14 protein-coding genes are annotated in these 22,298 nt (G+C 26.0%); 11 read left to right on the forward strand and 3 right to left on the reverse strand.

Annotation, left to right across the window (positions count from 1 at the left end; all coding sequences use genetic code 11):
* Positions 1 to 9 precede the first annotated feature (9 nt).
* From CRIB_RS01740 to CRIB_RS01765, 6 genes are all read left to right on the forward strand, one after another.
* Entirely contained in the window at positions 10 to 792 is a 783-nt protein-coding gene (locus CRIB_RS01740) for a PD-(D/E)XK nuclease family protein (RefSeq protein WP_180702842.1), read from the forward strand.
* Positions 782 to 4,225 carry a helicase-exonuclease AddAB subunit AddB gene (gene addB / locus CRIB_RS01745; RefSeq protein WP_180702843.1) on the forward strand — a complete coding sequence of 1,148 codons (3,444 nt, stop codon included), beginning with the start codon at positions 782 to 784 and terminating at the stop codon, positions 4,223 to 4,225. Before CRIB_RS01740 ends, addB begins: the two co-directional genes overlap by 11 nt.
* A complete protein-coding gene (addA, locus tag CRIB_RS01750; RefSeq protein ID WP_180702844.1) occupies positions 4,225 to 7,992 on the forward strand; it encodes a helicase-exonuclease AddAB subunit AddA in 3,768 nt (1,255 codons plus the stop codon). Before addB ends, addA begins: the two co-directional genes overlap by 1 nt.
* A gap of 110 nt (positions 7,993 to 8,102) precedes the next feature.
* On the forward strand, positions 8,103 to 8,921 hold the full coding sequence (gene folK, locus CRIB_RS01755; RefSeq protein WP_180702845.1) for a 2-amino-4-hydroxy-6-hydroxymethyldihydropteridine diphosphokinase: 819 nt from the start codon (positions 8,103 to 8,105) through the stop codon (positions 8,919 to 8,921).
* 486 nt (positions 8,922 to 9,407) lie between these two features.
* A complete protein-coding gene (locus tag CRIB_RS01760) occupies positions 9,408 to 10,292 on the forward strand; it encodes a DMT family transporter (RefSeq protein ID WP_180702846.1) in 885 nt (294 codons plus the stop codon).
* Positions 10,293 to 10,369: 77 nt separating this feature from the next.
* Positions 10,370 to 11,533 (forward strand): class I SAM-dependent methyltransferase, encoded by a 1,164-nt coding sequence (locus CRIB_RS01765; RefSeq protein WP_180702847.1) that lies wholly within the window; start codon positions 10,370 to 10,372, stop codon positions 11,531 to 11,533.
* Between the two features lie 157 nt (positions 11,534 to 11,690).
* Here the strand turns inward: CRIB_RS01765 and CRIB_RS01770 are convergent, their stop codons facing one another.
* On the reverse strand, positions 11,691 to 12,188 hold the full coding sequence (locus CRIB_RS01770; protein WP_276704710.1) for a Gx transporter family protein: 498 nt from the start codon (positions 12,186 to 12,188) through the stop codon (positions 11,691 to 11,693).
* A gap of 56 nt (positions 12,189 to 12,244) precedes the next feature.
* Positions 12,245 to 12,637 (reverse strand): NusG domain II-containing protein, encoded by a 393-nt coding sequence (locus CRIB_RS01775; RefSeq protein WP_180702849.1) that lies wholly within the window; start codon positions 12,635 to 12,637, stop codon positions 12,245 to 12,247.
* Between the two features lie 376 nt (positions 12,638 to 13,013).
* Here CRIB_RS01775 and CRIB_RS01780 point away from each other — a divergent pair, with 376 nt between their 5' ends.
* The 3 genes from CRIB_RS01780 (at position 13,014) to CRIB_RS01790 (ending at position 18,056) form a co-directional block, all read left to right on the forward strand.
* Entirely contained in the window at positions 13,014 to 14,045 is a 1,032-nt protein-coding gene (locus tag CRIB_RS01780; protein WP_180702850.1) for an FAD:protein FMN transferase, read from the forward strand.
* Between the two features lie 200 nt (positions 14,046 to 14,245).
* Entirely contained in the window at positions 14,246 to 14,545 is a 300-nt protein-coding gene (locus tag CRIB_RS01785; protein WP_180702851.1) for a hypothetical protein, read from the forward strand.
* Positions 14,532 to 18,056 carry an SbcC/MukB-like Walker B domain-containing protein gene (locus CRIB_RS01790; protein ID WP_180702852.1) on the forward strand — a complete coding sequence of 1,175 codons (3,525 nt, stop codon included), beginning with the start codon at positions 14,532 to 14,534 and terminating at the stop codon, positions 18,054 to 18,056. The genes CRIB_RS01785 and CRIB_RS01790 overlap by 14 nt, the downstream gene beginning before the upstream one ends.
* A 318-nt stretch (positions 18,057 to 18,374) precedes the next feature.
* Here CRIB_RS01790 and CRIB_RS01795 read toward each other — a convergent pair whose 3' ends face one another.
* Complete coding sequence (locus CRIB_RS01795; RefSeq protein ID WP_180702853.1) at positions 18,375 to 19,049, reverse strand: nitrite/sulfite reductase domain-containing protein; 675 nt, start codon at positions 19,047 to 19,049, stop codon at positions 18,375 to 18,377.
* A 227-nt stretch (positions 19,050 to 19,276) separates the two neighbouring features.
* On the opposite strand from CRIB_RS01795, the gene CRIB_RS01800 reads away from it, so the two are divergent.
* Together CRIB_RS01800 and pepT are read left to right on the forward strand one after the other, a co-directional pair.
* On the forward strand, positions 19,277 to 20,527 hold the full coding sequence (locus CRIB_RS01800) for an HlyC/CorC family transporter (protein ID WP_180702854.1): 1,251 nt from the start codon (positions 19,277 to 19,279) through the stop codon (positions 20,525 to 20,527).
* A gap of 419 nt (positions 20,528 to 20,946) precedes the next feature.
* On the forward strand, positions 20,947 to 22,170 hold the full coding sequence (gene pepT, locus CRIB_RS01805) for a peptidase T (RefSeq protein ID WP_180702855.1): 1,224 nt from the start codon (positions 20,947 to 20,949) through the stop codon (positions 22,168 to 22,170).
* Positions 22,171 to 22,298: the final 128 nt, after the last annotated feature.

Genomic DNA, 22,298 nt, shown 5'->3' on the forward strand with positions numbered 1-22,298 from the left:
TTACAAGTTTTGAATAATAAACTAAAGTATTTTATATATAGTCAAAACTCAATTAATACTTATAAATCTTGTCCTACAAAATTTAAATATAAGTATATAGATAAAATAAATTGGAAGTATGATGATATAGAAAGTAGAGAATATTACGATAGCTTAAAAGTAGGAAGTGAATTTCACCTGTTATGTGAAAGATACTTTAATAATATTCCATTAGGGATAAATGAAAATACCAATCCTAAGTTTAAAAAATGGATAGATAAAATCAAAAAATTATTACCTATGAACAATAGTGATGATAAAATTTATCTACCAGAATATGAAGTTAGATTGAATTTATATGGTAATATAATAACTGCAAAATATGATTTAATAATTATAGATAAAGATAATATAGAAATATGGGATTGGAAAACTGAAAATGTAAAATTAGAATATAAGAATGTTAAAGATAGAATTCAGACTATAGTTTATATGCTTTTAGCAAAAGAGGTAGTGTGTAAAATATTTAATTTAAATATAAGTACAAATAACATAAAGATGAAATACTACCAACCACAATATGATGATATGCCAATAGAGATTGTATATAATCAGGAAAAACATGAACTTAATAAATCTAATATAGTTAGATATATAGATATGATAAAAAATACAAATTACGAAGAAAATGATAAATATAAATACCAACTTACTAGAAATGATAGACATTGTAAGTTTTGTGAATTTAATAAGCTATGTAATAGACAAGATGTAGATTATAGCATATTTGAGGAGGACGTGTATGAGTGTTAAATTCATATTGGGTAGAGGAGGAAGTGGAAAGTCTACCTATATGTTAGATAAAATAAAAGAAAGAGTACAAGATAATGAAATTTCTCCTGTAATCCTTTTAGTACCAGAACAGTACACATTCGAAATGGAAAAAAGAATGAGTAGATTATTTATAGGGGAGCAAAAAGATAAATATTTAAGATCTAGAGTACTAAGTTTTAAGACTATGAGTGAAATAGTCTTTTCTAACGTGGGAGGATTAACAGATGTTAATATAAATTCTAGTGGTAAGGCTATGATAACATATAGAGCTATAGAAAGTGCTAGTAATGAGTTGGAGATATTTTCAAAGTCAGCGTCTCAACCTGGATTTGTAAATTCAATATCTGAAGTTATAAGTGAGATGAAGCAATACAACATAAGTTATGAAAGATTAGAAACTTTAGCTCAAGAGGTTGATAATGAAACTTTAAAATTAAAGCTAAAGGATTTAAGCAAAATATATAAACAATTTGAAGAAAAGTTACATGAAAATTATATAGACTCTCAAGATATGTTAAATTCATTAGCAGAAAAAATAGATAGTTGCGATTATTTTAAAGATTCTTATATATACATAGATGAATTTACTGGATTTACACCAAATCAGTATAGGGTATTAAGAACAATATTCAATAAAGCTAAAGAAGTAAATATAAGCTTAACTGTAGATAATCCAGGTCTAATTACATATAGCAAAAGTGATGCATTCTCTAGAACTAAATTTACATATGCAAAGATAGTTAAAATGTGTAATGAAGAAGGAATAAAACTATTACCTTCTATTGATTTAAATAAAGAAGTTTTGCCTAGATTTGAAAATAGTAAAGAATTACAGCATTTAGAGAGATATTATAATTCTTATCCATATAAAGTATATGAAGAAAAAACTAAAAACATATATATAAAAGAATTCAACAACTTATATTCTGAAGTAGAACAAGTAGCAAAGGAAATAATAGAGTTAGTAAGAGATAAAAATATAAGATATAGAGATATAACTGTTGCAACTAGAGATTTAAATAAATACGATTTCTTAGTTCACTCTATATTTAATGAATATAATATACCGAACTTTATAGATAAAAAAAGGGAAGCTAAAACAAATCCTATAATAGTGCTTATTATATCTGCACTTGAAATGAAAAGCAGAAAATATAGTTATGAGACTATGTTTAGATATTTAAAAAGTGGACTTATAGGAATTGAGAAAGATGATATAAGCTTACTTGAAAATTATGTACTAGCTAATGGAATTAAGGGTAAAAAATGGTTTGAAGATAAATGGGAATATAGGCTATACCATAATATAGTAGCTGATGAAAATGACTATGAAGTAGAAGTAAGAGAAAAAGTTAATGAAATAAGAGATAACGTATTAAGACCTATAATTAAATTACAAGAAAAATTAAAAGGTAAAAATAAAGTAAAAGATATTTGTAGATATGTATATGAATTTTTACTTGATATAAATATGCCAGAAACTATAGAAAAACTTATAAATAAATTTAAAGATAAAGGTGAATTAGATATAGCTAATCAATATTCTCAAGTATTTAATATAGTGGTAGAAATACTTGATCAAATGGTAGAAATAATGGGAGATGAAAATATATCTTTAGATAAATTTGTAAAGCTTATAAGTTTAGGTTTTGATGAATATGAATTAGGATTAGTACCTCCAAGTATAGACCAAGTCCTTGTAAGTAGTGTAGATAGAATGAAAAATTCAAATACAAAATACCTTTATCTAATAGGAACAACGGATGGAACATTTCCACTAATAGCTAAAGATAATGGACTATTAAGTGATAATGATAGAGAAAATTTAGGTAAGAAAGGTGTAGAGGTAGATATAGACAGTAAAACTAGAACTTTTGAAGAACAATTTTTAGTTTATAAAGCACTAACATCTGCGAGTGAAAATTTAATAATAACTTATCCTATAGCTGACCATGAAGGTAAAACTTTAAGACCTTCTGTTATAATATCTAGATTAAAGAAGTTATTCCCTAATGTAGATAATCAAAGTTATTTAATAGAAGAAGATAATAATTCGAACGAATATACTTTAAATAAGATAACAACTAAAGCACCAACTTTTAATGAACTTATAAATAAAATAAAAGAATTTGATGATACAAAAGAAATAAATGATATTTGGCTAGATGTATATAGATATTATATAACTGATGAAGAGTATAAAGAAATAGCTAAGAACGTAATAACTGGATTAACATATACAAATCAGGTACAAAAAGTAGAAGAAGAAAAGATAAATAAATTATATGATAATAAAACTCTTAGTGTATCAAGGCTAGAAACTTATGCAAGATGTCCATTTGCTTATTTTATGCAATATGGATTAAAAGCAAAAGAACGAAAAGAATACTCATTTACAGCTCCTGACTTAGGTACATTCATACATAATATATTAGACACATTCTCTAAGAATATGGAAAAGGATAGATTAACTTGGAGAAACATAAGTGAAGACTATATAATAGAACAAGTTTCAAGAATAGTTGAGAATATAGTGTCTAAGGTTCCAGGATATATTCTTGAGAGTTCATCAAGATATAGATACTTAGCATATAGATTAAAGAAAATGCTTATATCTGCAATAACTATAATAAGTGAACAAATAAAACAAGGATCATTTGAACCAAGCGATTACGAGGTAGATTTTGGAGTATATGGAAAATATCCTCCTATAAAAATAATATTAACTAATGGAGAAGAAATAAATCTAAGGGGGCAAATTGACAGAATAGATGAATTTAAAAATGAAGAAGGAAAATATATAAGAATAGTTGACTATAAATCTAGCAAAAGAGACTTAAGTTTAACTGATATATACCACGGATTACAACTTCAATTATTAGTATACCTAGATGCAATATTAGAAAGTAATGTAGGTTTAAAACCGGCAGGAATATTATACTCATCAATAGACGACCCGATAGCTAAATTTGATGAAAATAAAGATGATGATGAAATAAGAGAAGAAATTCTTAAAAAATTAAAGATGCAAGGGTTACTTATAAAAGACGCTAACATAATAAAGGAAATGGATAAGTCCTTAGCAAATGGGGAGAGAAGTACATCTTTAGTTATACCAGCAAATTTAAATAAAGATGGAAGTTTAGGTAGAAATACAAAAGGTGTAAGTATTGAAGAGTTTGAAGTAATAAGAAAGTATGTAAAAGAAACTATAAAAGATATATGTGAAGATATGCTTGATGGAAACATAAGTATAGCTCCTTACAAAAATAAAGATAAAAATTCATGTGAGTTTTGTGTGTACTCGTCAGTATGCCAGTTTGATAGTAGCTTAAAGGATAATAAATATAAAATAATCAATAAAAAAAGCGATGATGAAATAATAAGAATGATGAAGGGAGAGATTGAATAATGAGTTCTCCTAAATGGACAAAAGAACAACAAGCAGTTATAGATAGTAGAAATTCAAATTTATTAGTAGCAGCTGCGGCAGGTTCAGGAAAAACAGCAGTATTAGTTGAACGTATAATACAAATGATAACGGATAAGGAAAATCCAATAGATATAGATAAACTACTAGTAGTTACATTCACAAATGCAGCAGCATCTGAGATGAGAGAAAGAATAGGTGATGCTATAGGAAAGGCCCTAGATAAGGATCCAGAAAATCGTCATCTACAAAATCAATTAGTACTTTTAAATAAAGCTAGTATAACAACAATACATTCATTTTGTTTAGAAGTTATAAAGTCTAATTTCCACAAAATAAATTTAGATCCAAATTTTAGAATAGGCGATACAACAGAATGTACACTATTAAAGCAAGAGGCTATAGAAGAAGTATTTGAAGAGTTGTACGTGGAACAAAATGAAGGATTTTTAAACTTGGTAGAAAGTTATGCGGAAAAAAGAGGAGATAGTAATGTACAAGATATAATTTTAGGAATATACAATTTCTCGATGGCATCTCCTAATCCAAAAGAATGGTTAGAATATTCAGCAGAGCAATTTAATATAGATGATGATTTTGACTTTTCAAAATCTATATGGGCCAATGCAATATTAGATACTGTCTATATGGAAATAGAAGGAATAGAATCTAGTATGAGAAAGTCATTAGAAGAACTTAGAGGTATAGAAGAACTTGAGACATATTTGCTTAAATTTAGAAAGGACTATGAAGGAATAAAAAGAATACTAGAGGCTTGTGATATAAATAATGACAGCGTATGGAATGATACTTTTATTGCTATGTCATCTATTGCGTTTGAAAACTACACTAAGGGAGTAAAAAGACTTCCAAAGGATGCACCAGATTATATAACTGATATTAAAAAAAGAGCAGATGATATAAGAAAAAGTGCTAAAAAGACTATACAAAATATGGTTTCTTCGGTTTTTAGAAAAGAAAATGATGATATAAAAGAAGAAATTAAATATCTATATAAAATAGTAAAATCAATATCAGAGACTGTTCTTAAATTTGAAGAAGCTTATAGTAATAATAAGAGGGATAAAGGAATTATAGATTTTAATGATATTGAGCATTTTGCATTAAAGATTCTTACTGAAAAGGATGAAAATGGAAATACGATACCATCGGATATTGCATTATCTTATAGAGATAAGTTTTATGAAATATTTATAGATGAGTATCAAGATAGTAACTTTGTACAAGAAGTATTACTTAGTAACATAGCAAAAATAAAAACTCCAAATAGATTTATGGTTGGTGATGTAAAGCAAAGTATCTATAGATTTAGACAAGCTAAGCCTGAAATATTTTTACAAAAATATTCTGATTATGATACAGAAAAAGGTGCTTTACATAGAAAAATAATGCTTTATAAAAACTTTAGAAGTAGAGAAGAAGTAGTAAACTGTGCAAACTATATATTTGAAAATACTATGAGTAAGCAAATCGGTGATATTGATTATACTGAAGAAGAAAGACTTAATTTAGGTGCATCATTCAAAGAAAATGAAGATGAAAATGCTATAGTTGGAGGACCTTCAGAAATTCATATAATACAGACTAAAACAAGTCTAAATAATTCAAAAGATGATGAGGAAAAAGAATTATCTGATGAAGAGGAAGAAGAAATAGACAATATTCAAATCGAAGCTAGAATGGTCGGAAAAATAATAAAAGACATGATGAAGCCAAATGAAGACGGAAAAATACAAATGGTTTATGATAAGAAATTAGATGATTATAGGCCAATAGAATTTAAAGATATAGTAATTTTACTTAGAGCTACATCTGCGTGGGCACCTGTATTTGCTGATGAACTTATGGATATGGATATACCTACATATGCAGATATAGGTGTAGGATATTTTGATACTATAGAAATTAAGACAGTAATGAGTTTACTACAAGTTATAGATAATCCTATGCAAGATATACCTCTTTTAGCAGTGCTTAAATCGCCTATATGTGGATTTACGCCTGAAGATCTTATAGATATAAGAGTTGAAGATACACATAGAACTTTCTATGAAGCTTTAGAAGGTTATAGTGAAAATGATGATGAGATAGGATATAAATGTTTAGACTTTTTAAATAAATTGCAAGATTACAAAGAAAAATCATTATACATGAGTACAGATGAATTTCTATGGTATCTATATACTAAAACTGGATATTTTGCGTATGTTGGAGCATTACCAGGTGGTTCTCAAAGACAAGCAAATTTAAAAATATTATTTGAAAGAGCAAAGCAATTTGAAGAAACGAGCTTTAAAGGAATATTTAATTTTATAAACTTCATAAGTAAACTAAAAAAATCAAATACTGATATGGGAAGTGCTAAAACTCTAGGGGAAAATGCAAATGTAGTTAGAATTATGAGTATACATAAAAGTAAAGGACTAGAGTTCCCTGTAGTTATATGCTCTGGGATGGGCAAAAATTTCAATAATCAAGACTTTAGAAAAAGTATTTTATATCATCATGACTTAGGATATGGACCAGAATTAGTTGATTATAATAGAAGAATATCTTATCCAAGTATAGCAAAGGAAGCATTGAAAAGTAGAATAAATATAGAAAACTTATCAGAAGAGATGAGAGTTTTATATGTTGCATTTACAAGGCCAAAAGAAAAATTAATTATAACAGGATCTTCTAGAGATATAAATAAAAGCATAAATTCTTGGTCAAATGGAATAGATTCAAAGCAACCAATATCTAAATATAAAATATTAAAAGGAAAAAGCTACTTAGATTGGATAATGTCATCAGTTTTAAAGCATAAGGATTTAGAAAATATTAGAGAAATGGCTGAGGTAGAACTTGAGAATATAGATGATCATCCGTCAAAATGGAAAACTAAAATTTGGTACAAAGAAGATGTAATATTAGAAAATAAAGAAGATGAAGAAGATGAAAGTGTAAGGGATATCTTAGAAAATTTAGATGTAACTGTTCCAAACACCCCTTATTACGATGAAATAAAAGAAAAATTAGATTATAAATATAAATATGAAATATGTACAACAAAGCCAGCAAGTATATCTGTAACTGAAATTAAGAAAATACAAAATTCTTACGAAGAAGAATTAACTGAAGATTTATTTAATAATCAAATAGTACTTAAAAAACCTCTATTTATGCAGGAGGAAATTGAAGATAAAATTACAGGCGCAGAAAGAGGAAGTATAGTCCACTTAATAATGGAACTTTTAGATTTCAATAAAATAAATACAATAGATGAAATAAAAGAACAAATAAATATATTTATAAAGAAAAATATTATAACTGAAAAACAATCAACAGCTATAAATTCATATAAGATCTATAAATTCTTTAAATCAGATATCGGTCAAAGAATGTTAAAATCAGCATTTGTAAAAAGAGAACAAGCAATATATGCTCAAATAAAGCTTAAAGATGTATACATCTATGAAGATTTAATAAATGATGGTAGTTTAAATTATGATGATGAAAGTATAATGCTTAGAGGTATTATAGATGCATATTTTGAAGAAGATGAAAAGATAGTAATTGTTGATTATAAAACGGATTTTGTAAATGATGAAAATAGAGAAGAAGTTATAAATAGATACAAAAAACAATTAGACTTATATGCTGAAGTTGTAAAAAATCTTACAGGAAAAGAAGTCAAAGAAAAGTATATTTATTTATTTGGTATAGATGAAGGTGTATCAATATAATATATAACTTTAGATATTAAAAATGAAAAATGTCAATACAAAATAAGATATAGAAATATATGTAGCAATATATTACTATTATAATATATACAACTGAGGGGGGCTTTTAAATGGATAAAATACATATAAAAGATTTAGAAATAATAGCATTCCATGGTGCAATACCGGAAGAAAAAGTTTTAGGACAAAAATTTGTTTTAAGCTTTGAATTAGATGTAGACCTTCGTCAAGCTGGAAAGAATGATGATTTAACTAAAACAGTTCATTATGGAGAATTAGCTCAAAAAGTAGAGGAAGAATTTACGAAAACATCTTATGATTTAGTAGAAAAAGCAGCTGAAGAAATATGTGAATTTGTGTTACTTGATTATCCTTTAGTAAAGAAAGTAAAATTATTACTAAAAAAACCATGGGCTCCAACTAGAAAACATGTAGAATATGTTGGAGTAGAAATTGAGAGAAAGTGGAGCAAAGTATATATAGCCGCAGGAGCTAATTTAGGAGATAAAGAAGAAACTTTAAAAGAAGCTATAGATAAAATAGATAAAAGAAAAGATTGTGTAGTTACAAAAGTATCTAATTTCTATACTACTGATCCAGTTGGATATGAAGATCAAGATAAGTTTGTAAACTGTGTATTTGAAATAGATACACTGCAAACGCCAAGTGAACTTATGGATACTTTATTAGAAGTTGAGAAAGATTTTAAAAGAGAACGAATAATAAGATGGGGTCCAAGAACTTTAGATTTGGATATAATATTTTATGATGATATAATTTCATATGATGAACATATACTTATACCTCATCCAAGAGCGCATGAAAGACAATTTGTTATGAGACCTATGTGTGATATAAATCCATATTATGTACATCCTATATACAGAAAAAGAGTAATGGATATATCTAGTGAATTAGGTGAATTATAGAATATATAACCCTTAACTTAAAAATTTATTTTAGGTTGAGGGTATTTTTACGCTTAAGGATATTATAATACTTAAAAAAATGTGGATAAATTCTGAATGTAAGTGATATCAATAAATTGGTTTTGAGCGTAAAAAAGATTTTGAAATACTTCGCCCACGCAGTGGCTCAAGCAACGGACGAAGTCGTTGGCGACATGAAATGTTTCGCCGACACGTCGCTCAAGCGTAGCGAATTTTTTATTTTAAATGATATATTTAATAGAGAGGTATTAATTGTATAGAAAAATACAAAATATACTTATTATATAATTAAATGATAGAAATACATTGACTATTTAGATTAATAAATATATTCTTATAAAGGATTAATTGAAAATAATAGAAAATGTAGGAAGGCATCTAAGGTTTTGAAAAATCTATAAATTATTTTAGATATATAAAAATAAGATAATAGAATAAAATAAATATACAGAAAGGAGATTAGATGTGAATAAAATAATAAGTTCAGACAGAACAAAAGGAATAATATGTATCATATTATCTGCTCTAGGATTTGCGCTAATGTCAGCATGCGTAAAGCTAGCAGGAGATTTACCTAACTTTCAAAAAGTTTTTTTTAGAAATTTAGTATCTGCAATTATAGCTCTATACTTAATACTTAAGCATAAAGGAAGTTTCACCGGGAAAAAAGAGAATAGAAAGATATTACTTATGAGATCTACATTTGGAACTATAGGTGTAATTTTAAATTATTATGCTATAGATAAGTTAGTATTATCTGATGCAAATATGTTAAATAAACTAAGCCCTTTCTTATCAGTACTTCTGTGTGCATGGTTTTTAAAAGAGAAAATAAATAAAAGACAAATAGTATCAATTATAATTGCATTTACAGGTGCATTATTAATAATAAAGCCTACATTTAGTATAGAAGTTATACCATATTTAGCTGGTATCTTTGGAGCATTGAGTGCAGCATCAGCGTATACTTGTTTAAGAGTATTAGGAAATAGGGAAGAGTCTTATACTATAGTATTTTTCTTCTCCATGTTCTCATTAATAACTATTTTACCTATATTTATATATGTGTATGAACCAATGACAACATCTCAATTAATATATTTACTTTTAGCAGGAGTATTTGCTAGTTTAGGTCAGTTTGGAATAACACTAGCTTATAGATATGCACCAGCTAAAGAAATATCTATATTTGACTATACTAATATAATTTTCTCTGCTATCCTTAGCATATTTATATTTAATCAATATCCAGATATACTAAGTACTATAGGATATGTAGTAGTATTTTCAGCAGCATTTTATATATTCTTATACAATAAAAAACTAGATAGAATTGAAAAGGAAAATTAGTAAAAATAGTTTGAATTAATTTATCATATACAATAATATGGTTATATATAAAATAACTAATGATAAGGTGTGACTAAATGGAAGAATTAAAAAAATCAATTAAAGAAATCGTAGAACAAGATATTGTAAAAGTAGTTATAAGTAATAAAAAAGATAAAGAAGAAAAATATAATAAGATAGTAATTTTACTTAAGGAGAATTCTAAGAAAAAGTATTATCAAATAGAGAAATATACAGATAAGCAAGTATTCCATGAAAATATTGAAATAAACATGTTAGAAGAGAAAATATTAGAATTTATGGAATCTAAGTATAAGCAACTTTCTGCGTGGGCAACAAATATGAATTTTGATTTAAAGATTTCTAAAAAAAATAAGGTATTTCTAGGAAAGAAAAAAAGTAATAATTCAAATATTGTTGCAAAAGGACACAATAAAGAAAAAAATTATATCTTAAAAGAAGGTACAATAATACAACCACTTATAGACTTAGGTGTATTTACAAAAGAGGGTAAAGTTATAAACTCTCAATACGATAAGTATAAACAAATAAATAGATTTATAGAAATCATAGACGATGAAGTAAAGAAAAATAACTTTGAAGAGCTAACTGTATTAGATTTTGGATGTGGAAAATCATACTTAACTTTTGTTTTATATTACTACTTTACTGAAATAAAGAAAATTAATGTAAGGATGATAGGATTAGATTTAAAAGCAGATGTTATTAAAAAATGTAATGATATAGCTAAAAAATATAACTATGAAAATTTAAGATTTGAACTTGGTGATATAAATGGATTCAAATACAATAACAAAGTTGATATGGTAATAACTCTACATGCATGTGATACTGCTACTGATTATGCTTTATATAATGCTATAAAGTGGAATACAAAAATGATATTCTCTGTGCCATGTTGTCAGCATGAATTTAATAGTCAAATGAAACCAGAGAATTTACCGATATTGTCTAGATACGGAATAGTTAAGGAAAGAATGTCAGCTCTTATGACAGATGCTCTTAGAGCTAATTTATTAGAGGTTTTAGGATATAAAACTCAGTTATTAGAGTTTATAGATATATCTCATTCACCTAAAAATATTTTAATAAGAGCATCAAAATCAAATATATCAAAAGAGAAAAAAGAAATAGCGTTGAAAGAAGTAAATGATTTAATAAAAGAATTTAATTTTAATCCGACATTATATAGCTTATTAAAGGAAGATCAGTTAATATAATAAAAAAGTCATCCCAAAATGGATGGCTTTTTATATGATAAAGTATTAAAAAATATATCTGTTATGGATAATTTATAATCCAATGGTTATTTTATCCAATGGATACTTCTATAGTAGAAGTAAGAATATATCGTTAGCCATATGAGTAGAGCAAATTTTATATTTTAATTTTATCTAAATTTAACTTCTTATTAAAATAAGAAACTTTAGAAAAATGATTTAATATATAGTTAGCAGATAAACCTATAAATATACCAGTACCAATACCTGCTATAGATAATATAGGTAAATATAAAAATATATTTAAATTTTTAAATATAATAGATGCAGCAAATAATTGACCTACATTATGAAATACAGCAGCAGAAGTACTAACACCTATAATTGATACATATCTACCACCTAAATGTTTAACTAATATTGTTATTATAAAACTTAACACTCCTCCTGAAATACTATATAGCAGGGAAGAAATACTACCACCTAGAAGAGAAGATAATAGCATTCTAAGTATTAATACAATAAAAGAATCTTTGTAGCTATCCAAAGTATATACAGATATAACTATAATTAAATTAGCTAGTCCAAGTTTAGCACCTGGAGCTATAAATGGAATAGGTAGCATACGCTCGATTAAAGATAGCACTAAGGCCATAGAAACAAGTATACCAATATAAATCATTTTATAAGTTTTGTTATATTTAGTCATAATTAATGAGATAGTATAAAATCATCAGAACTATCGTATTCATCTCCTTTTATTTCTATTATTAATTCGTTAGGTAGACATATTAATGTTTTACCTATCTTAGAAATGCTTCCTTGTTTAATACAAAGTTTATCCTTACAATCAGCATCTACAATCTTTATTTCATTTCCATTTATAATAATTGTATTATTTCCATGATCGGTTGATATTGATAATCTTTTTTCTGAAGCGACAGGCAAATAAATAGTAGTATATACGTCGCCATTTACTTTAATAGTAGCATATAAATTTTTACTATTTTTAGATACTACATTAGAATATATAAAATGTGGTATGAATGAAAAGATTATAAGAATTACTATTATAATACAATCCATCTTTTTTAAAATTTTCATAATAATCCCCTTAAAATTTAAAGTAAAAATTAGTTCGTTTTAATAGTTAAATATAATCATTGTAAATACTAGATTCTAGTAAATTATATTTTGATATTTAAAAAACTTATATAGTAATTTCTATATGATTAGTAAGATAATTAGCACAATAGATTAATTAAATTTTAAAATAAAAGCTTGCTATATAGCAACAGAAAAATAGTTTTAATATGGTGATTCTAAAAAAATTAAATAGAAAAATATCTAATATAAAGTTCAGATATACTAGTTGGCATTAATATGTTGACTTTAAATTTACATAATGGTACATGTATACTATATAAATATATTAAATAAATATCGTTTATTTATATTAAAATTTCAGAGGGAGAATATTATGAGAAAGAAAATACTAACTATGATTTTGATATCTATTTTAGTTATAGGAAATATAGGTTGTACTAAAGAAGATACCAATCAACCAATCAGTAGAACAGAAATATTTATGGGAACTCCAATAAGTATAAGGCTTTATGATGGAGGTAATCAGAAAGCTTTAGATAAGGCATTTGAAAAGATTGTAGAGATAGAAGATGCAGTGAGTATTAATAAAGAAAATACAGAAATAACAAAGTTAAATGAAAGTGCGGGAATAGAAAAAGTAAAACTTAGCGACCTAAGTTATGATATATTAAAAAAGGGAATAGAATACTCTAGATTATCTAACGGAACGTATGATATTACTATAGGGCCATTAGTTAAGTTATGGAGTATAGGTCTTGAAGATGCTAGGGTTCCGAGTCAAGATGAAATAAATAATACTATTGATTATATAGATTATAATAATATTGAAGTAAATAATTCTACAAAAGAAGCATTCTTAATGAAAAAAGGAATGGAAATAGATCTTGGAAGTATAGCAAAAGGATATGCAGCTGATGAAGTAGCTAAAATACTTAAACAAGAAGGAGTAAATAGCGCGATAATTGATTTAGGTGGAAATATATATGCATTAGGATCAAAGAGTTCAGATAGCAACTGGAAGGTAGGTATACAAAATCCATTTAACGATAGAGGTGAAGTAGTTGGCTCAATTGAAGTATCTGATAAAACAGTTGTAACAAGTGGAATCTATGAAAGATTTATAGAAGAAGATGGAGTGAAATATCATCATATTTTAAATCCAAAAACAGGGTATCCATATGAAACTGATATAGCGGGTGTATCTATAATAGCAGATAATTCAATAGATGCAGATGCTTTATCTACATTAACTTTTACAAAGGGTCTAGAGGAAGGACTTAAATTTGTAGAGGATTTAGAGAACGTAGATGCAATATTTATAACAAATGACAAACAAATATATATGAGTGAAGGTATAAAAGATAATTTTAAACTTATAGATAATGATTTCAAGATTAGCAATTAGATTAGATACTTAACTTATCAATAAATATAAAAACAAACAGTAACGATATAACACCATATGTAAATAATAAAAAGTCGCAATAATTTGCGACTTTTTATATTGTAGTTTAAGTAAAAAAATTATATATGTTTAGAGTAAGTTATTTTGTGAAATAATCACAATTATATTATACAAAATTAACTTAAATATGGAGGATAAATATGAAATTTATTCGAACATCAGAGAATATGAAAAATCAAAATATAAAAGCGCATTCACAATATAAGCAAGAATCAATATGTGATGAAGACTTTACAGTATTAAAAGAGAATATTAGTGAAGTAAATAAAACTATAAAAAATTGCAAAACTAGAGAAATAGATTTAAAAGATAAATCAATAAAAGAATTATTTATAGATTTTTATTTAAAGAATAGAGGGAGACCTCCTAAAGATGAACTTACAAATCTATTCTTGGAGATTATAAGCGAAGAAGGTGAAAGTAAAGATGAAACCTATTAAATTAGAGTTTAGCGGACTGAATAGTTATATAGAAAAAACTACTATAGATTTTGAAATACTAATGAATCATGGAATATTTGGGATATTTGGAGATACAGGAAGCGGAAAATCTACAATACTTGATGCAATAAGTCTTGCTTTATATGGAGAAATACCTAGAAATACTCAAGACTACATAAATATTAACTGTGATAAGGCTATAATATCATACGAATTTGAAATAAAAAATAAGTATAAGAAAAAAAGATATAGAGTAAGTAGAACTATAGTAAGAAGTGAAATGGGTACAAAAACATTTAAAGCTAAATTATCAGAATTAAAAAATAATAATATAGAAGAGGTACTTTCGGAAGATGTTGATAATGTAAATAAAAAAATTATTAATATAATTGGATTGACATTTAATGATTTTACCAAGGCAATACTCTTGCCACAAGGAAGATTTAATGAATTTATAAAATCTACAGACAGTAGTAAAAGAGACACATTAGAAAGAGTATTTGATTTAGGAAAATATGGTGAGATTTTAAATTATAAAATTATAAAAAGAGAAGAGATAAAATTTAAGCTAAAACAGGATTTAGAGACAGAATTAAGGAAATATGAAGGTGTAACTCATGAGGCATATGTAAATGAACTAAGAGAAATAGAGTCGTTAAAGTATTATCTAAAAAGAAAGAATATGGAATTTGAGATAGCACAAAAAAAATATAAAGAAAGTGAAGAAATATACGAAAATCAAAATAATTTAAATAAATATGAAGTTATAAAGAAAGAATTAGAGCTAAAATCTAATGATATAAATATAAAAAGAAAACAGTTAGAAAACTTTACTAGTGCACAACAAATAAATCCATATATAAATATAGTTCAAAGTTTAAAGAAGAAGATCAATGAAAATGCTGATAAAATGAATAGTTTAGATAAAAAACTAGATATATTAAATCAAGAGTTAGTTATAAGTAAACAGAAATATGAAAAATCATACAAGATAAAAAGTGAGAATATACCAGAATTAAGTACAGAAAAAATAAAGATACAAAGAGCTAGAGAATTAGAAAAAGAAATAGATATAGTAGATAAGGAATTAAGACAGTTAAAAGAAGTTAGAGATGAATTAAATTATAAAAAACATGATCTAGAAAAAATAAAACTAGAAGCGGAATCTAATAAAGATATAATTACAAATTCTTTAAAAGAATTAGAAGGAAAAATTGATAAATTAAAAATTAGTGCAAAATTAAAGAGACAAATATTTAAAGCTTATAATTATGAAAAAGAATATGAGATTATACTTGAAGATCGAAATAGTAAAGCTGATAAGTATAAATTTATTATCAATAAATTAGATGAATATAATTTAAGTTTAAAATATCTTCAGAAAGATAAATATGCCATAGGAGATAAGTTAAAAGATATAACTATACATTATGATAGTTTATTAAAAAAGTGCCCAGGGAAGATGAATGATGTATTTATAAAAAATGATAATTTAATGGAATTAAAATTAAAGTTAAACTTAGAAAAAGAAAAAGAAATAAAAATAGATAATCTTCAAACTAATTTAAACAAAACAATAGAGCAAAAACATAAATTTGACCGAGAGGTAAATACTCTAAACGATAAATTAGAGCAATTAGAAAAAGAGATAAATTATGTAGAAGCTGATATAAGTAAGCTTAAATACTTGAATTTAGCAGAAGAATTAAAGATAGATTTAAAAGAAAATATGCCTTGTCCAGTATGTGGATCAAGAAATCATGAATATATAACTACTATAGATAATAATAAAATAGCTTTTAATCAAAAAAAGTTAGAACAATTATATCAAGAAAAGAACTATATAAAAAATAAGCTAGAAGATACAAAATCTAAATACATAGAACAAGTATGTCTGGAGCAGATTAATTTAAAAGAAATTAAAAAAATAAAGTCAACTAGAGAAGAGATAAAATCAAATGATATATTTAAAAAAATAGACGAGGAAAATCGTAAAGTAGAGGTTCTAAAAAATAGCATACAAGCATGGCAAAAAGATAAGGAAGATACAGAAGAAAAATTAATGAAGTTAAAAGATACAAAAAATAGTATAGAAAAAGATGAAATTAAGATAACTCAAAATATAATCTTTTATAAACAATATGCAAATGAAATTAAATCTGAATTAGATAACTTAGATGAAGATTTAAAAAATGTAAAAGATAATTATATAGGATTAAAATCTATATTAAAAGTTTCAGACTTATGCTCTAAGATTCAAGAAATAAAAAATAATGAAAGAATATTAGAAGAATTAAGTGAAGAATATATAAAAATTAAAGATAACAAAGCAAATATAGAAAATATTATACAAAAGCACAATAATAGTCTATACGAAATAAATGTAGAATTAGTAAAGACTGTTGAATCACACGCTGAAAAGAAAAAATCAAGAGATGAAAAATATAAAGAAGTTATATCTATAACAAGAGGAGAAGATACGTTAGTATTAATTTCTAATATAGATGAAGAAATAAATAGAATAACCTATCAAGAAGAGAAAAATAAAAAAATATTAGAAGAACAAAAAATAGAATATGAAAGAATCTCATCATTAAAATCTAATTTAGAAGGGGTATTATATATAGAAAAAGAAGAATATGAAACGCAACAGAATCAGTTAAATCAATTATTAAAAGATAATAAATTTGAAAGTATATATGAAGTAAAAAGATCGGTATTAGATTTAGATTATATAAGAACAATTCAAGATGAGATAATGCATTATGATGATGAAATGAATACGGCTCAATTAAAGTGTAAAGAATTAAAGGAAAAATTATGTGGAAGAAGGATAGATAAAGAAAACTTTAAAAGTTTAAAAAATAATATAAATATAATAAATGAAGAACTAATAAAGATTAAAGAAAAAATATCTAAAAAAAATAATATACTAGTTAATTTGGAAAAATCTCTAGATATAGTTGATGAAATAAATAAAGACTTAGATAAAATAAATAAAGATATAAAACTTTTAGAAGAATTACAAGATGTTGTAAAAGATAAGCAATTTGTTGAATATATGTCCATTAGTAGGCTAATGGATATTTGTGAAAATGCATCAAATAGATTAGCATTTATAACAAATGGTAGATACAATTTAGAATTTGATAAGAAATTAAATTTTATAGTACGAGATAATTTTAATAATAGAGCTATAAGAACAATTGACACATTGTCTGGTGGAGAACTATTTTTAACTTCACTAGCTTTAGCGATAGGGTTTTCATCGCAAATACAGCTAAAAGGAAATTCAATATTAGAGGTCTTATTTTTAGATGAAGGATTTGGAACATTAGATGATAAAACATTAAAACAAACGATAAAGTCATTAGAAGAAATATATAGTAAGAATTTAAGTATTGGAATAATAAGTCATATTAAAGATCTAAAAGAATACATTCCAGCTAAATTAATTGTAACATCTCCTACAGAGAAAGAAGGGTCTAAAATTAAATTAGAATATAATTAAAAAAAGTGGCGTCTACAAGGGGAGTTTGTAGACGCCATATATACTTATTAGGGGGAGAGATATATAATTTCCGCTCTCAATAATAAGTATTAACAAATTATTATTTTATATACATTATAATAAAAAAAACCACCTACGGGGGGGGAAGATAGGTGGTTTAAAATATTGGGAGAATTTTTATTTATATCCGATCACTAAAATATTTACAGGAGTTTTATTTGAAGTTTTGGTTATTAAGAGAAACCTTTAATAAGCTTCTCTTAATATAAGATATGTATATTAATGAAAAATGTGACATATTTCAAGATAAAAAAAGATTTATTGTATATATTTGTCTAAATTTATCATAGATTTAAATTTATCAAAACCTATAGAATCAATATATGAACCTAGGCGTTGTTTACTATTTGCATTACTTGAATATACATTAACTATTTCGTCTACTAATTCTAAAACCTTATCATCAGGAACATTCATTATAAGCCTATCACCAAGTCTAGGAATTGTTCCGCCTTTTCCTCCGACAAATACCGTCCATCCTTTAGGTGTTCCCATTAAACCAATATCACGTGTATGATTATCAGAACAACTATTTGGGCATCCGCTAACACCTATTTTTAATTTATTGGGAAGGTCCATACCGTGGTATCTATCATCAAGCTTTAAGCCCATCGATACAGAATCTTTAAATCCTCTTTTACAAAAAGTTGTTCCAGGACAAGTTTTTATACTTCTTACACATAAACCAATTGCAGCACCAGGCTTCATGCCTAAGTCTTTCCAAGCGCTATCTATATCATCTTCTTTTAGTCCTACTAGAGCTATACGTTGTGCGGCTGTAATTTTTATTGCAGAAACATTATATTTATCTGCAACATCAGCAAGTTTTCTAAGTTGGTCTGATGTAATTATCCCAGCAGGTATATGGGGTGCTATAGCATAGGTTTCTTTATCTCGCTGTAGTACAGCACCTTTTTCAAGTAAATCTTTCATAAAGATACCTCCTTATTTACATATGATAATATTATATGAAAATATTGCATATTTTATCCAAGATAAAATAAACTATGATTATATTAATTTATAAATTAGAATATATATTTATATAAAAGTAAAAATATAATATAAGAAATTATAGGAGTTTATATTATTTACCAAATACAGTTAAGTATGATATAATCTATTACAATTAAAATAAAAAATTAGGAGTGTGGTAAAGGTTGGATTCGACCGGTATTTTGATTCAAACTATAGTGTTAGTGATACTGCTTATAGGATCAGGTTTTTTCTCTGCATCAGAAACATCACTAATGTCATTAAGTAAAATAAGAATAAGGCATATGCAAGAAGAGGGTGTTAAGGGAGCTAAGCTAGTTGCAAGCTTAATAGAAGACTCGAATAAATTATTAAGTACTATATTAATTGGAAATAACGTTGTAAATATAGCAGCTACATCTATATCAACATCTTTATTTATGGCATTGCTTGGAAATCAAGGTGTAGCTGTAGCTACTGCAGTCATGACAGTTTTAGTATTATTATTTGGAGAAATAACGCCTAAAACTATTGCTGCTAATAATTCTGAAAAAGTTGCTATCTTTGTATCAAGACCAATAAAGGTAATTATATTTATATTAAGACCTGTAGTATGGGTATTTAATCTAGTTACAGGAGTAATATTTAAAATATTAGGTATAAAAGATAAGAGTAGTCAACCATATATAACTGAAGAAGAATTAAAAACTATGGTAAATGTAAGTCATGAAGAAGGTGTTCTTGAAATAGAAGAAAGAGAAATAATCAACAATGTATTCCAATTTGGTGATATGCAAGCTAAAGAAGCTATGGTACAACGATTAGATATGATAGCTATAAATAGCGAAGATAAATATGAAGAAATAATAGAGATGTTTAAAAATGAAAAGTTTAGTAGGATGCCTGTATATAACGAATCAATAGATGATATAATAGGTATTTTAAATGTAAAAGATATAATATTTTTAAGTGATGAAGATATAAAAAGCTTCAATATAAAAGACTATATAAGAGAACCATTCTTCACATATGAATTTAAGAAAATAACACAATTACTTGAAGAGATGAAAATAGAAAAAAGTCAAATGGCTATAGTTGTAGATGAGTATGGAGGAACATCAGGGCTTATAACTATAGAAGACTTAGTTGAAGTAATAGTTGGGGATATAGAAGATGAATATGATGAGGAAGAAGAAGAAATACAAGTAATAAAAGAAGATGAATATATTGTAGAAGGAAGTATAAAAATTACAGATGTAAATGAGCTTATAGGTGTAAGATTAGAATCAGAAGAATTTGATTCTATAGGTGGATATATAATAGGACATCTAAGACGTTTACCTGAAGAAAATGAAGTAATTGAGGTAGATAATATAAAATTCTGTATAGAAAGTCTAGATAAAAATAGAATAAAAAAGGTAAGAATTTTCACATAAAATAAAACACTGTATAGTGTTTTATTTTTTTACGCTTAAGGATATTATAATACTTAAAAAAATGTGGATAAATTCTGAATGTAAGTAATATCAATAAACTATTTTTGAGTGTAAAAAAGATTTTAAAATGCTTGCCCCACAGTGGATCAAGTATGGGACGAATTTATCGGCTGCATAAAAAATATCGTCCACACGTGGCTTAAAGTGTTTTGCTTACACGTCGATCAGACGAAGCAAATTTGTTATTTTTAAGAATTATTACTTGATAATAAATAATATAAATAGACTTGATTATTAAAACAGTAAATAATATACATGAGATATTAAAACCAAATATACTTTAATATAGTATTATAATATAATGGTTATAATAAGACGTATATACAAATTTAACAATAGATATAAAGGAAGGGTTGAATATGAGAGAAAAGGTAGTTGAAAGATTTTTAAAATATGTTACTTTTGATACAACTGCAAATCCGAATAACTCAAATTGTCCATCAAGCGAAGGGCAAAGAGTATTTGCTAATTATTTAGTAGAGGAACTTAAATCTCTAGGATTAGAAGATGCACATATTGATGAAAATAGTTATGTTATGGCAACATTAAAAGGCAATACAGAAGGCGTAGAGACTATAGGATTTATATCACATTTAGATACTGCACCAGATATTACTGGTAAAAATGTTAAACCTAAGATAATAAAAAATTATGATGGTGAGGATATAGTTTTAAACGAAGAATTAAATATAACAACATCACCTAAAGATTATCCCGATTTGAAGAAATTTATAGGTGAAGATTTAATTGTTACAGATGGTACAACATTACTAGGTGCAGATGATAAGGCTGGTATATCTGAAATAGTTACTGCAATAGAGTATTTAGTAAATAATCCAGAAATAAAACATGGGGATATAAAAATTGGATTTACGCCAGATGAGGAAATAGGTAGAGGTGCAGACTTATTTAATGTTGAAAAATTTGGTGCAAAGTATGCATATACCATTGATGGTGGAATAATGGGAGAGCTTCAATATGAAAACTTCAACGCAGCAGGAGCTACAATAACTATACAAGGAAGAAATGTACATCCAGGTGCGGCAAAAAATAAGATGATAAATGCTTTACATATAGCCGCAGAAATATCACAAATGTTTCCTCAGAGTGAGAGACCAGAAACTACAGCGGGATATGAAGGATTCTATCATCTGAATGATATAAATGGAAATGTTGAAAATGCAACTATGATTTATATAATAAGAGATCATAGTAAGGAAAAATTTGAACATAGAAAGCAATATATGAAAGATGCTATATCTAAAATAAATGAAAAATATGATGGAAGAATTACTTTAGAACTAAATGATCAATACTATAATATGAAGGAAAAAGTAGAACCTGTTAAGTTTATTGTTGATATAGCAGAGGAAGCTATGAAAGAATGTGATATAACTCCGATAATAGTGCCAATTAGAGGTGGTACAGATGGAGCGAGACTATCATTTATGGGGTTACCGTGTCCAAATATATTTACAGGAGGGCTTAATTTTCATAGTAAAAATGAGTGTATTCCAATAATTGCATTAGAAAAGTGTTCAAATTTAATAGTTAAAATAGCACAAAAATATGCGCAAAGGTAAAAAATATATCAAATTTAAATAAAAAGCAGTCCTACATAGGGCTGTTTTTTTATTTAAATTTAATATTATATTCAGATAAATTGTAACAATTTGTCTAAATAAATAATATATATTATTAAGTAGATAAA

This window comes from Romboutsia ilealis (assembly GCF_900015215.1).
Taxonomy (GTDB): domain Bacteria; phylum Bacillota; class Clostridia; order Peptostreptococcales; family Peptostreptococcaceae; genus Romboutsia; species Romboutsia ilealis.

Bases quoted from the DNA above. Each gene is read 5' to 3' on its own strand.
- CRIB_RS01765 (WP_180702847.1), top strand. From the start codon at position 10,370: ATGGAAGAATTAAAAAAATCAATTAAAGAAATCGTAGAACAAGATATT.
- CRIB_RS01780 (WP_180702850.1), top strand. From the start codon at position 13,014: ATGAGAAAGAAAATACTAACTATGATTTTGATATCTATTTTAGTTATA.
- CRIB_RS01785 (WP_180702851.1), top strand. From the start codon at position 14,246: ATGAAATTTATTCGAACATCAGAGAATATGAAAAATCAAAATATAAAA.
- CRIB_RS01770 (WP_276704710.1), bottom strand. From the start codon at position 12,188: ATGGCCTTAGTGCTATCTTTAATCGAGCGTATGCTACCTATTCCATTT.
- addA (WP_180702844.1), top strand. From the start codon at position 4,225: ATGAGTTCTCCTAAATGGACAAAAGAACAACAAGCAGTTATAGATAGT.
- folK (WP_180702845.1), top strand. From the start codon at position 8,103: ATGGATAAAATACATATAAAAGATTTAGAAATAATAGCATTCCATGGT.
- addB (WP_180702843.1), top strand. From the start codon at position 782: ATGAGTGTTAAATTCATATTGGGTAGAGGAGGAAGTGGAAAGTCTACC.
- CRIB_RS01775 (WP_180702849.1), bottom strand. From the start codon at position 12,637: ATGAAAATTTTAAAAAAGATGGATTGTATTATAATAGTAATTCTTATA.
- pepT (WP_180702855.1), top strand. From the start codon at position 20,947: ATGAGAGAAAAGGTAGTTGAAAGATTTTTAAAATATGTTACTTTTGAT.
- CRIB_RS01795 (WP_180702853.1), bottom strand. From the start codon at position 19,049: ATGAAAGATTTACTTGAAAAAGGTGCTGTACTACAGCGAGATAAAGAA.
- CRIB_RS01790 (WP_180702852.1), top strand. From the start codon at position 14,532: ATGAAACCTATTAAATTAGAGTTTAGCGGACTGAATAGTTATATAGAA.